This window comes from Spiroplasma endosymbiont of Polydrusus pterygomalis, assembly GCF_964030825.1.
Classification (GTDB): Bacteria; Bacillota_I; Bacilli_A; order Mycoplasmatales; family VBWQ01; genus Spiroplasma_E.
Genome location: NZ_OZ034964.1, coordinates 1,063,634 through 1,075,768, shown reverse-complemented (window position 1 = coordinate 1,075,768; position 12,135 = coordinate 1,063,634). Strand labels below are relative to the sequence as shown.

Here is a 12,135-nt window from a genome sequence, read left to right as displayed (position 1 = left end):
AATTTATCATTCCTTAAAAAATGCTTTTTTATAATGCTTAGTTTTTGTTTTAGTTTTCCTATGCACTATATGAATAACTTCTTTTTGTAATTTCTTTTTACCTTTTGCTACAACTTGACTATATACAAATTTTTCTAAATGATGTAATAATCCTGTACCAAATAATGTATTAACTGAAAATTTTAAACCAACACTTTTAAATGATTTATTAATATTTTCAATAGGATTATTAATAACATTAACTACTTTATGGTAAGTTCTTACTATTCTAAATATTTCTCTATAAACTTTAAAACTATCTCTAATTACTTGTTGAACAACTGGTGGAGCAAATGCAATTGCTTTTAATCATTTATTACGACTAACTCCATAACCAATGTATCAACCACTATATCAGCGATATCAATGGAATGGATGTATTTGAGTGATAAAAGTTTCTGCTTTAAGAATACTATCAATAACTATAATTGGTTTATATTTAGGATTACGATGATAAATAGTAATTGCACATTTACTTAATGATAAAGGTTGAATTTTGCAACCCATAAATACAGGTGAATTTAATGGGATTAATTGTGCATGTTTAATTGCTTTCTTTTCTGCACTAGTAAATAAATCTGTTGCTTTTTCTTTTAATTTATTAATTTTTTCAAATACTTGTTTTTCTAACTTTTCAAATTTTTCTTGTAATTTATATATACTTTCTCGTAATTTTTCAAAATATGGAGTATCTTTTCAAAATTTATTTAAACCTTTTTTTAAATAAAATCTAATATCAAAATACTTAAAAATTTTATTTGCTTTTAAAACAACCTTATGAATTGAACTCTTTTTAAAATTAAATTTAATAGCATTAGCACGAATTTTTTGTAAATCTAAAATTAAAGATTTACCATATCTATTATCTGTATGTATTGTATGAACTAAATTTAATCAATCATGTTGATTCATTTTTAATACTTCTTTTAAATCAGTATTATATTTTTTTAAAAAATTATTTGCTTTTTCAATATCTTTAATTTTAAACTTTGGAGTTAATTGTGGACTTAATTTTATTAATGTATTTTGTAATAATAAATAATCTTTTAACTCTTGTACTTCTAATTTTTGAAAATTATTTTTATATTGTCTTTCAGCAACATAACCTAAATTTTGGATTATTGTCTCACGATTAGGAGCAAAACTATAATTAAATAAATAACGTTTATTACCAATAATTTTATCTGTTAAAATTTCTTTACCACTTACTTGACTAATAATTTCTTGTAAGTTTTTTGCTTCTTTAATACCAATTTGTTCTAATGTTTTAGTTTTTTGTGCTAATTTAATAAATTTAGTTGTACGATAACCACGACTAATTTTATTAAGTCCAGCAAATGCAGGTAAGATATTAAAAAAAGTATTTAATGGTGTTACATTTCCTTTTAAATAATCATAAACTTGATTAATAGTAAAATCAGTTAAAAACTCTACACCAACAGCACTAATACTAGCAAGTAAATCACTTGCACCTAATCCAAGTGCTATACTTTCACTTAATCCACCAGTAAAAGGAGCAAGTGCTACTGCTATTACTTGTACACCAATCATTTCTAAAATTTCTCATCAAAAACTTTTATTTTCTTGTTGTTTACTTATTCTAGTATGTTTTGGTTTATTGATATTTAAAAGTATTGCTGTACTAGTTGTACCAATTGGCATGATATTAATTTCCTTTATTTAAGAGTTATTTTAATTGGATTTGTTGACCCTTTATAATTTATATCATTAACATTGGCAGTAATAGTTATATACAAGTCACCTACTTTTTGTTTTTGATTACTTACATTAGTTTTTCCTTGGACATCACTAAAATATTTAATATTTGGATTTATTAAATTTGGATTTAATGATTTAAGTTCATTAGTACTTTTTATTTCTGTATCTAATTCATTATTATTTTTATTAACATTTGCAGTAATATTTGTTGTTAAACTTGTAATTTTAGTTTTTAAATCAATTTTATCAGTATTAATAATTCCACATAACATTCAACGTGAAGTTTTTTCTTCATCTGTTATATAAGGTATTGCTTCACCAGTTAATTCTCCACCAACTAAATATCTTCTTCCAACTTTACCATCATTTATGTCTTGTACATATACAACTGTATTTTGTAACATATATCTTTTCATTGCTCTTGGTGTTGCTAAGACAAAAGACATAATTTTAGTTTCATTATTATCAGTAAAAGTCATATAGTCATCCATTACAATTTGACATAATACACCTTTGATATATAAATTTGTTCCATTTAATCTTAATTGTTGTGCTATTTGATTATCAGTAATTAAACCTTTATTATCAGCTAAATAAACTAAACTATCATATAAATTATTAGTAATAAAAAATTGACAATTATTACTATTTCTTAATTGAAATAAAGTATTTCAAGCAGATAACATTGATTTTAAATAGCCTACTGGTGTTGTATCAGTAATATCTAATCTAGTTGCATATTTTGCAATTACAGTTGTATCATTATTTGCTAAATAATCTGCTAAATCATTTGCTACTTCATATTGCATTGTATTTAATAAATTTTGTCCATTTTCAGCGTTTAAATCAACATTAGCAATTATTTCACCTGCAACTGCTTCTTGTTTAATTTCTTTTAAAATTTTAATAGTTTCAGCATAACTAACATCTAATCCTTTACTTTTATCATTTCATTTTAATACTTTAATTTCTGAATTTTTTGGTTTTTTAACTATAAATTCAATTTTTGTAGAATTAACCATTTCAATAGGAAAAAAACTTGCTCATGGTGAATTTGATTGTTTATAAAATTCTATAAACTCTGGTGCTTCTACTAATTTTTCGGTATTATCTAAATTTTGATTGAATGGTACTGACATTTTTTCATTTCCTTTCTGTTATAAATTATTTTTCTTTTTATAATCCAATAAAGTACTTTTTATTGAACTTGGTTGATTTGTTATTATTGTTTGTTGTTTACCACCTGTATTTATTATTTCTTTAAATACTGGTTGTTCTTTAATCATTTTTTTAATAGCTTCTTCTATTTTTGAATTTTCTATATTATTAGTTTTAAATTTTAAATAATCATAAAATTCACTTTTAACTTGATATTTTTTAAATATATTAATTATTTCTTTTTCCTTAATTTCGTTATTTAATTTATTTAACTTATTTTCTGCTTCATTAACTTTATTTTCTATTTCTTGTGAAGAATCATTATTTTTAATTAAAGGTTCAGTTGCTTGTTGAACATTATTTTCATTTTCTAACATTTACAGTACCCCATTATTTAATTTCTTTATTAATTTTTTCATTAAGTTTTGCTAATTTTTTTTGATGTTTTATAATTTTATTATTTGCTCTAACATGTTTTGGAGTTGTAATAAATCTTTTTAATAAAACAATAATTTCTCGACAAATTAATATACCTGTACTTATTCCAATTGTTTCAAGTGCTTTTAAAAATTCTTGCATTTCCATATTTTCCTTTCATTTTTTTATAAAGTAAGATTACTATTACTACGTTGTAAAGCATTATTAGCTGTATCATCTCAATCTAATGAAACATTAGAATTATGACTGCCATATTGACTACTTGTTTCACTATTAATAGTAAATCTATCATCATTAATTAATCTTGTTGTTTCATTTGTAAAGGAAGTTTCTTGCATTTCTATACTATGATTTGTTTCCATAGGTAATAAATTATGAATAATTTCACTTATTCCTGCAATAATAGTAGGTATTGCATAAGCATTATTAAAATCATTATTAATCCCCATCGCAACACCACTACTAATTAAACAACCACCAGTTGCCATATTTGCTATTTTTTGTATCATTGCAAATTTATTAGGTATTAACTCAGTTAAACCATTAATAACATTGGCGATACCATAAGCATTTAATGAAATATAAGTATCTCAATCAATTAATGACTGATTTTCTTGTTTATCTAATAATAATCATGGCGGTCCTTCCGTAGTAGTTGGAATTGGTGTTGTTGGAATAATAGGATTAATATTATTTTCAGTTCATTTACTATAATTTGCTAAACCCATTGTTCCTAATCCTAATAATATTTTTTTACTACTATTAATTAATTTAGTTTTAGTAGTTGGTTTTTGGTTCAAGTTTCAGATATCTAAACCTAATTTTTTACCAAATAATAAAGAATTAATACTTCCTAATATTGGATTTGCTATTACTTGCCCATAATATGCACTTGTACCAATCATTGCACAAATAGGACTAATTCCCGTTCTTATTAATTTAGTTAAAGTATAATTTGAATGATTTTCTATATTTGGCATTTTAATCTCCTTTAATTTTCTAATTTTTTAATTGTTACTTTAATTCAACCTTGATAAACATCATTATCACCAACTATTAATGCAACATCACTTTCAGGGTCAGAAACAATGATGTGTTTTGATTTAACATTAGGATATTGTCTTAAAATAATTGCTCTAATATCATTACTTGTATGAATTGCTTTGGGAAATGGTGATAATATTTCAATTTCATCTTTATCACCAAATAAAGTAGGTAATATAATCATTAATGAAATTCTCCATTTTCTATAAACTCAATTACTTTATAATAAGCAGTAAGTTTACCTGCTTCTTTTAATGAATCACATAAACAAATACTAATTTGTTTATTTAACCAAATAATTAATTTTTCATTATATTTATTGATTACTTTTTGTTTAAACTCTTCTCTTATTTTTTTTATATTATTCAAATGTTCTTCTGTTATCTCTTTATTACGTTTTTTATTATATTCATTAATAATTTTTTGGTCTTTATTCATTATCAAACTCACCACTTCTTATTTTTTGAACTAAAATATCTAATAATAAGTCTATTTATGTATTCTCATATTCTTTTTGTGATTTTTTAATATAGTTAATTAATTTTTCTTTATTCATTATTATTCTCCTTATTTTTAGTTAAATTATTAACTATTTTTTCTAAACATTTCAAACATCAATTTTTACTTAATCAAATTCTTTTATTACAATATTTACATTTCTTCATTTTTACTCTTTTCATTTTTTAAATCATTTAACATTAATTGAACAAAATGCACGATTTTTAGGAATATTTAAAGTATTAAAGATTTGACCACTTACTATAATTTCATCATTTTTGTTTAATAAAATACATCGTTTATAAAATTTTGGGTTATTAAAAATTAAAGTAACATAGTTTAATCCATTTCATTGTCCACGAACACTATAATATAATTCTTTATTACCTTTTTCATAATGTTTTGCTTCAATAGTGTTACTCAGTTTTACTGTTAATTTCACATAATTTGATTTATCTTTCATTTTTAAAATTCCTTAAACAATATTGAATATGTTTATATGCATCTTCTTCATGTTTTGTTAATTTTATATTTCCTTTATAATTTTCTATTTTGTTTTTATTTTTTGGATGGTTTTCTAAATAATCTCAATTCATAACATCTTGTACTAACACCATTAATGCACCAATAATTTTAGGAGTTGCTAATGGATTAGTTAATAATTGTTTTGCACTTAAAAAGAAATTTTCTACAATAACTAATATTTTTTTATTATTAAACTCTTGTTTAATCGTTAAAAAGTATTCTTTAAACAAATTTTTACTTTCTAAAACAGTTTCTGCTTTAAATGTTTCATTAAAAATAATATTATTAGTTTCATTTGAATATATAATAATTCCATTACTACCTATTCCTGCTGGGTCAATACCAATAATTAATTCATATTGCATTATTTTTTATATCCCCTACTTAATCTAATATTTAAAATACAGTCATAACAAATTGCTTTACCGTTTTTATCTCTTAAAAAATATTTTCTTGTTTTAATATCATTAGTATTAAAAAATAGATAATCTAATTTATATTGTTTACATGTTCAACAAAAATATTTTTTCATTATGAATTAAAATATTCTTAGTAATATTATTTTCATACAGTAAATGCAGCAATTAAAAGAGCAACAGTTATCATTAAAACTATTGTAGATATTACAACAATAGTAGTTAAAGCAAATTTATTATTATAAATTTTATCAATAAATTTTTCTTTCTTTATTTCATGAGTTTTAATATTTTTTGTTTTCATAATTAATTTTATCCTTTAAATATGCCCTGTTTGCTTTTAGCATAAATGGCATATATTTTTGTTTTTTTTATTTATTAATACTATTAATATTATTTTTCTTAGAAAAATGGGCTCAAAAATAAATTGTAAAATTTTAAAAAACATTAAGGCATTCGATTCAATATTTATTTAATTTGCGTTTAACAAATTAATATTTTAATTGAACCGGCACCGCTTAATTTTTTTTACAAGTTTTAAATTTATTTTCTCGCCCAAAAAATTTTAAAAAAAATAAAAAATAAAACCAACACTCGCTCACTAGGGGAGTGGCAAGGTTGGTTAAATAAAAAATAGAATTAATATAATAGGTCCCTACAACAGGTCTATATATACTAATTACTAATTCGCTCCCACCCCAAGAATTACCATTTAATGGTTAGTATAATTTATTAGGTATCACTCCACTTTTTATTTATCCATGCAAGTCCACATGTTTTAGCTACTATTTTTAACAACTGTGGTGTAGTTCACTGTTTTAGTTCCCTAACACGTGTTGATAATAGTGTTAAAGAAGGTTATTAATTATTAACTTTCTCCTACTTGGTCACTGCATGTAGTAGATATTTAAAGCGTGTTAATAATAAAAATTTTAAAATTTTACAATTACAAAAAAAGACAAGATTTTTATTCTCGTCTTTTGTCATTTATTTTAATTTAAGGATTTAAAAAGGAAAGGAGATATTTACACAAAAATATTAGTTATAGACATCTTCGCTAAGCTCCCATAAAAGAGAACAAGAATGTAAAAATCTTGAAAAAATGTTTATCAAAAAACAAAAATTAATGGTAGAACAAAAAGAAAAATTAGAACAAATAGATATATTAAATCAGCAAATAGAAAAGTTACAAAAAGAATATCAAAAATGTCAAGAAAAATTAAATAATAGTGAAAATGAATTAAATAGTTTTTATCAATCAAATAATAATCCTAAAAATAAAGAATTAGCAGCAACAAATAATAAAAAACAAATCTTATTATCAGAAACAAAAGAAAAAATTTCTAAACTCCAAAAAAAATTATTAGTTGTATCAAGGATAATTATTAAAAATGGTAAAACATTAAAAGAGTTAGCAATACTACAACGAGAAAAAATTACTAAATTAAATATTAACTTGGTTGATATTAATGGCAAAATTAAAATAACACAAGCAAAAAAAGAAGATTTAATATTAAAAATTAATAAAAAGCAATCATCTGTTTTAAATTCTTGTTCAGATGATTTTAAAATTGAAGTTCAAAGATTACCAGAAAGTGAAGATTTAATTTTATTTAATGAAAAAAAAATACCACTTTTAGAAGGAAGTGATTCTAGAGATTCTGGAATTGATATTGAGGAAATAACCAAAATGATAATGTAAGTTTACATTATCATTTTTATAAAAAAATAAAACTTAAAAATATCATTAAATGTTTGTAATAAATTTGATAGTAAATCATGATTCATTTTTTTGATAAAATTGAAAGAATAAAAGTATCTATTTTTGAAAAAATAATATGTTATAATATAATTATGAAGGATATAGTGGAAAAGGTCTTTCATGTACTTATTTTCTATTTTGGTCATAGATAAGTGTGGAAATATATATTGTAGTAGTGTAGAGTTTATTAATGTTATCTGTAGAAGATAGCAAATATTAATAATAAAAAAAGAGTATTTAAATTAAATGTAGTCTAAAAGTAAAGGGGTATTGTCATGATTAAAATATATGTTTCACCAAGTTGTTTATCTTCAAAAAAAGTTATTCAATTTTTTGATAAGCATAAAATTCCATATATTAAACGTAATATTATCCATAATCCATTGACCGATACTGAAATTAAATTATTATTAAGATTTGTACCAAATGGTGTTGGTGATATTATTTCAACAAGAGCAAAGTTTATTAAAACTCATGCTATTAACATTGAAAAATTAACAATGTTACAAGTTTTTGATTTAATTAAAACTTCACCAACAGTTTTAAAACGTCCAATCATTGTTCAAGAAAATAAACAACGTATTCAGATTGGTTATAATGAAGATGAAATTGAGTTATTTTTACGTGGTTCTATTGAAAATGAATTTGAAGACTCTTGTGAAATATTTTAATTCAAATATGGTTGGAATAAATGATGAAAAATTACAAATTTACAATTATTGCTAATAAGTATGAAAATTCTCAATCATTAGCAAAAGAATTAAGGGCCAAATTATTGGCCCTTAAAACAATTGAAGACACTTCTTCACCAGATATTGTTTTTGTTATTGGTGGTGATGGAACCTTTCTTAAAGCTGTTCATGATTATAATAATAAACTTAATACCATTAAGTTTGTTAGTTTTAAATGTGGTAATCTTGGTTTTTATGAAAATTTTTTAAGTACAGAAGTTAATCAAGTATTAATGTGAATTGATAAAAATGATCATAATTTAATAGTAAATAAATTTTCATTATTAGAGATAAATGTTAATAATAAAATTTTATATGCTATTAATGAAGTTAAGTTTATTAATTTAACAACAACTCTTTCATGTCAAGTATTAGTTAATAATGAATTATTTGAAAATTTTCGTGGTTCTGGTTTAGTTTTCGCAACGAGAACAGGTTCGACAGGTTTAATGAAAGCGCTTGGTGGTGCTGTTTTAATTTCAAAGCATAATTTAATGCAATTTCATGAGATTGCATCAGTAGCTAATAATAGTTATCGCAGCTTAAATTCACCTTTAATTTTAGATGAAAATCATGTAATTACTTTAAAAAATATTAAAAAAGATAGTAAATTAAGTGATTTTGGAAAATTAATTGTTGATACTTTTGATTTTAATGATAAACTAAATGATAAGATAACAATTAAATTATCGAAATTATCGTTACAAATTTTAGAATATCAACCTAATCATTGTTCTCTATTTGCTAGAGTAAAAAAAGCATTTATTCAAGAAGATTAGTAAAATATTTAAAGATATTAATTTAAGGAAGGTAAATATGCCAGTTTGAGAAATAGTATTATTAGTTATTGCATTATTGTTTGCTATGGTTAGTATTGGAATTTGAATATGAAATGTTAATGCTGCTAAAAAGTTACGTAATCAACAAGAAAATAGTTCAACAAGATTTAGTAATAAACCACAAAAATTTCCATTTAAATTGCAGAATTTTATTCTTGATTTAGGAGGAATTGATAATATCAAAGCAACAACCGCAACAGTTAATAAAATTAAAGTTGAGGTTAATGATCATTCAAAAATTAACTTTGATAATCTTAAAAAAATTAAAAATCGTGGTATTTTAGATCAAAATGATAGTGTCAGTTTGGTATTAGGAATTTATTGTAATAGTTTAAGTACTGCTATTAATGATCTTATTAAAATGAATAATGAAAAATAAGTTACTTTTTATAATAGCCATAAATACCATTACTTAAGACATAAGCATTACAATAGCCTGATTCTCTGAGTGTTAATGCTGCAGCAGTTGAACGGTTTCCTGCATTGCAAATTGTTACTATGATTTGCTTTTTATCTTTAATATATTGACTAGGATTTTTAATTAAATCATAATAAGGAATATTAATAATATTAAGTTTGCCATTAGGGTTTGCGATTTTTTTTAAAATTTGATATTCACTAGTGTCACGAACATCAATAATCAAAGCTTTACTTTTAATTTTATCAAACTCTTTATTTGAAATTAAAATTTCATTTTGTATTTTATGTTTAAACATAAATTGTAACCTCCCTAAATAAAATTACACTATAACTAATTTTAACATTTTATTATGCTATAATGCTGATAGTTGTGACAAAATGGAAGCTAAGGAGTAAAATAATGACAAAAGAAAAATTCCTTTTTAAAGAAGGAGAATATGAATTAGTTGTTGAATTAGGTACCATGGCTAATTTAGCAGAAAAATCAGTAAAAATTACTTATGGCAATACAGTTGTTTTAACAACAATAACTTATGATGGCAACATTAATAATCAAGATTTTTTTCCATTACAAATAGTTTTTCAAGAAAAATTATATTCAGTTGGTAAAATTCCTGGTGGTTTTTTAAAACGTGAGGGACGACCTAGTGAGTATGCAACATTGTGTGCTAGATTAATTGATCGTTCAATTCGTCCGTTATTTCCAAAAGGTTTTGTTAATGAAGTACAAATTGTAAATAATGTTTTTGCTTTAGATGATACTTGTCATGTCAGAGTAAATGCTGCTTTTGCCACTTCACTTGCTTTATCATTAAGTAGTTTACCATTTCAAGGTCCTAGTGCTACTGTTGTTGTTGGTAAAATAAATGATAAGTTTATTATTAATCCAACACAAGACCAATTATTAAATTCAGAAATGGAATTAATTGTTGGTGGCACAAAAAATGCTATCAATATGGTTGAAGCCGGATGTCATGATATTTTAGAAAAAGATATGATTAAAGCATTAAAGTTTGCTCATGAGCATATTATTAAATTAGTAATTTTTCAAGAAAGTATTATTAAAAAATTAAAACCAAATAAATTTGAACCACAATTAGCACTAATTCCTACTAATATTGAACAATTTGTAAAAACAAATTGTCAAAGTCAGATTAGTAAAATTAGTACTACTGCTGATAAAAAACAGCGAAGTAATTTACTTAAAACTTTAGTAGAAGAAACATATCAAAGTTTTAAAAGTCAATTTCAGCAGGAAATTTTAATGTTTGATGAAGAGACTATTATTCATAATTTACGTAAAAGTATTGATCAATTATTGCAAACAACAATGCGTGCTATGATTTTAGAAAATAATGTTAGAATTGATGGACGAAAAGCAGATGAGATTAGAAAATTAACAAGTATCATTGATGTACTACCTATTGTTCATGGCAGTGCAATGTTTAGTCGTGGTGAAACACAAGTTTTATCAGTTTTAACATTAGGTGCCCTTGCTGAACATCAGATTATTGATGGTTTAGGTAAAGAAGAATATAAACGTTTTATTCACCATTATAATTTTCCTCCGTTTTCTGTTGGTGAGACAGGGAGAATGGGTGTTCCTTCACGACGTGAGATTGGACATGGTGCTCTTGGTGAAAAAGCATTATTACAAGTTATTCCTCTTGAAAAAGATTTTCCTTATACAATTAGGTTGGTATCAGAAGTATTAGCATCGAATGGCTCTACTTCACAAGCAGCAATTTGTGCTTCATCAATGGCATTAATGGCTGGTGGTGTGCCAATTAGAGCAGCAATTGCTGGTATTGCCATGGGTTTAATTAAAGAAGGAAAAAAATTTACCGTTTTAACTGATATTCAGGGATTAGAAGATCATTTAGGTGATATGGATTTTAAAGTAGCAGGAACTGCTAATGGGATTTGTGCTTTACAAATGGATATTAAAATTACCGGTATTGATTTTAATATTATTACAGAAGCGTTAGAAAAAGCAAGAATTGCCAGACTACAAGTATTAACAAATATGAATGAAATAATTAAAAAACCAAGAATAGCATTAGCACCTAATGCACCAAAAATTATTCAAAAGTTAATTCCAATTGATAAAATTCGTGATATTATTGGTGTTGGTGGAAAAGTTATTAATAAAATTATTGCTGATTGTGATAATGTTAAAATTGATATTGAAGATGATGGTCGATTGCTGATTTATCATAATGATCAAGCTATCCTTGATAAGGCTTGACAAATTATTGAAAATATTATTAATCCCGTACCAATTGAAATTGGTAGTGAATTTGATGGTAAAGTTGTTAAAATCGTTAATTTTGGTGCATTTGTTAATTTACAAGATAAGCTTGATGGTTTAATTCACATTTCGCAATTCTCAAAAAAATTTAATAAACATATTGATAATTTAAACAATGTTGTTAAAATAAATGATATAATCAAGGTTCGAGTAATCAAAGTTGAAGATAATGGTAAGCTTAATTTAGAAATTATTGATAAATAATTTTAATGAAAATTAGTTACATTTTTATCAT

General features: G+C 23.7%; 16 protein-coding genes. 5 read left to right on the top strand and 11 right to left on the bottom strand.

All coding sequences use genetic code 4. The features are described from left to right. Window positions 1-3: 3 nt before the first annotated feature. From ACQH25_RS05335 to ACQH25_RS05290, 10 genes are all read right to left on the bottom strand, one after another. Window positions 4-1,701 (bottom strand): hypothetical protein, encoded by a 1,698-nt coding sequence (locus ACQH25_RS05335; protein ID WP_425381003.1) that lies wholly within the window; start codon window positions 1,699-1,701, stop codon window positions 4-6. Between the two features lie 14 nt (window positions 1,702-1,715). Beyond that, the gene (locus ACQH25_RS05330) at window positions 1,716-2,897 is read right to left on the bottom strand and encodes a hypothetical protein (protein WP_425381002.1); all 1,182 of its coding nucleotides are present in this window, start codon (window positions 2,895-2,897) and stop codon (window positions 1,716-1,718) included. An 18-nt stretch (window positions 2,898-2,915) separates the two neighbouring features. Continuing rightward, window positions 2,916-3,293 (bottom strand): hypothetical protein, encoded by a 378-nt coding sequence (locus tag ACQH25_RS05325; protein ID WP_425380725.1) that lies wholly within the window; start codon window positions 3,291-3,293, stop codon window positions 2,916-2,918. 13 nt (window positions 3,294-3,306) lie between these two features. Continuing rightward, on the bottom strand, window positions 3,307-3,501 hold the full coding sequence (locus ACQH25_RS05320) for a hypothetical protein (protein WP_425380726.1): 195 nt from the start codon (window positions 3,499-3,501) through the stop codon (window positions 3,307-3,309). A gap of 17 nt (window positions 3,502-3,518) precedes the next feature. After that, the gene (locus ACQH25_RS05315) at window positions 3,519-4,334 is read right to left on the bottom strand and encodes a hypothetical protein (protein WP_425381001.1); all 816 of its coding nucleotides are present in this window, start codon (window positions 4,332-4,334) and stop codon (window positions 3,519-3,521) included. Between the two features lie 11 nt (window positions 4,335-4,345). Further along, window positions 4,346-4,582, bottom strand: a complete 237-nt coding sequence (locus tag ACQH25_RS05310) for a hypothetical protein (RefSeq protein ID WP_425380728.1) — start codon at window positions 4,580-4,582, stop codon at window positions 4,346-4,348. After that, entirely contained in the window at window positions 4,582-4,836 is a 255-nt protein-coding gene (locus tag ACQH25_RS05305; protein WP_425380729.1) for a hypothetical protein, read from the bottom strand. Before ACQH25_RS05305 ends, ACQH25_RS05310 begins: the two co-directional genes overlap by 1 nt. Before the next feature lie 229 nt (window positions 4,837-5,065). Then, entirely contained in the window at window positions 5,066-5,359 is a 294-nt protein-coding gene (locus ACQH25_RS05300; protein ID WP_425380730.1) for a hypothetical protein, read from the bottom strand. After that, the gene (locus ACQH25_RS05295; protein WP_425380731.1) at window positions 5,349-5,786 is read right to left on the bottom strand and encodes a hypothetical protein; all 438 of its coding nucleotides are present in this window, start codon (window positions 5,784-5,786) and stop codon (window positions 5,349-5,351) included. Before ACQH25_RS05295 ends, ACQH25_RS05300 begins: the two co-directional genes overlap by 11 nt. A gap of 193 nt (window positions 5,787-5,979) precedes the next feature. Continuing rightward, the gene (locus ACQH25_RS05290; protein ID WP_425380732.1) at window positions 5,980-6,141 is read right to left on the bottom strand and encodes a hypothetical protein; all 162 of its coding nucleotides are present in this window, start codon (window positions 6,139-6,141) and stop codon (window positions 5,980-5,982) included. A 798-nt stretch (window positions 6,142-6,939) separates the two neighbouring features. Between ACQH25_RS05290 and ACQH25_RS05285 the strand changes: the two genes are divergently transcribed. From ACQH25_RS05285 to ACQH25_RS05270, 4 genes are all read left to right on the top strand, one after another. After that, window positions 6,940-7,539, top strand: a complete 600-nt coding sequence (locus tag ACQH25_RS05285; RefSeq protein WP_425381000.1) for a hypothetical protein — start codon at window positions 6,940-6,942, stop codon at window positions 7,537-7,539. 335 nt (window positions 7,540-7,874) lie between these two features. Further along, on the top strand, window positions 7,875-8,270 hold the full coding sequence (locus tag ACQH25_RS05280; protein WP_174481244.1) for a Spx/MgsR family RNA polymerase-binding regulatory protein: 396 nt from the start codon (window positions 7,875-7,877) through the stop codon (window positions 8,268-8,270). A 23-nt stretch (window positions 8,271-8,293) separates the two neighbouring features. After that, window positions 8,294-9,109 carry an NAD(+)/NADH kinase gene (locus tag ACQH25_RS05275; protein WP_425380999.1) on the top strand — a complete coding sequence of 272 codons (816 nt, stop codon included), beginning with the start codon at window positions 8,294-8,296 and terminating at the stop codon, window positions 9,107-9,109. Between the two features lie 37 nt (window positions 9,110-9,146). Then, window positions 9,147-9,548, top strand: coding sequence for a hypothetical protein (locus ACQH25_RS05270; RefSeq protein WP_425380998.1), 402 nt, complete (start codon window positions 9,147-9,149; stop codon window positions 9,546-9,548). Between the two features lies 1 nt (window position 9,549). On the opposite strand, the gene ACQH25_RS05265 is transcribed toward ACQH25_RS05270, so the two are convergent. Then, window positions 9,550-9,885, bottom strand: a complete 336-nt coding sequence (locus ACQH25_RS05265; RefSeq protein ID WP_425380997.1) for a rhodanese-like domain-containing protein — start codon at window positions 9,883-9,885, stop codon at window positions 9,550-9,552. A gap of 104 nt (window positions 9,886-9,989) precedes the next feature. On the opposite strand from ACQH25_RS05265, the gene ACQH25_RS05260 reads away from it, so the two are divergent. After that, a complete protein-coding gene (locus ACQH25_RS05260; protein ID WP_425380996.1) occupies window positions 9,990-12,104 on the top strand; it encodes a polyribonucleotide nucleotidyltransferase in 2,115 nt (704 codons plus the stop codon). Window positions 12,105-12,135 lie beyond the last annotated feature (31 nt).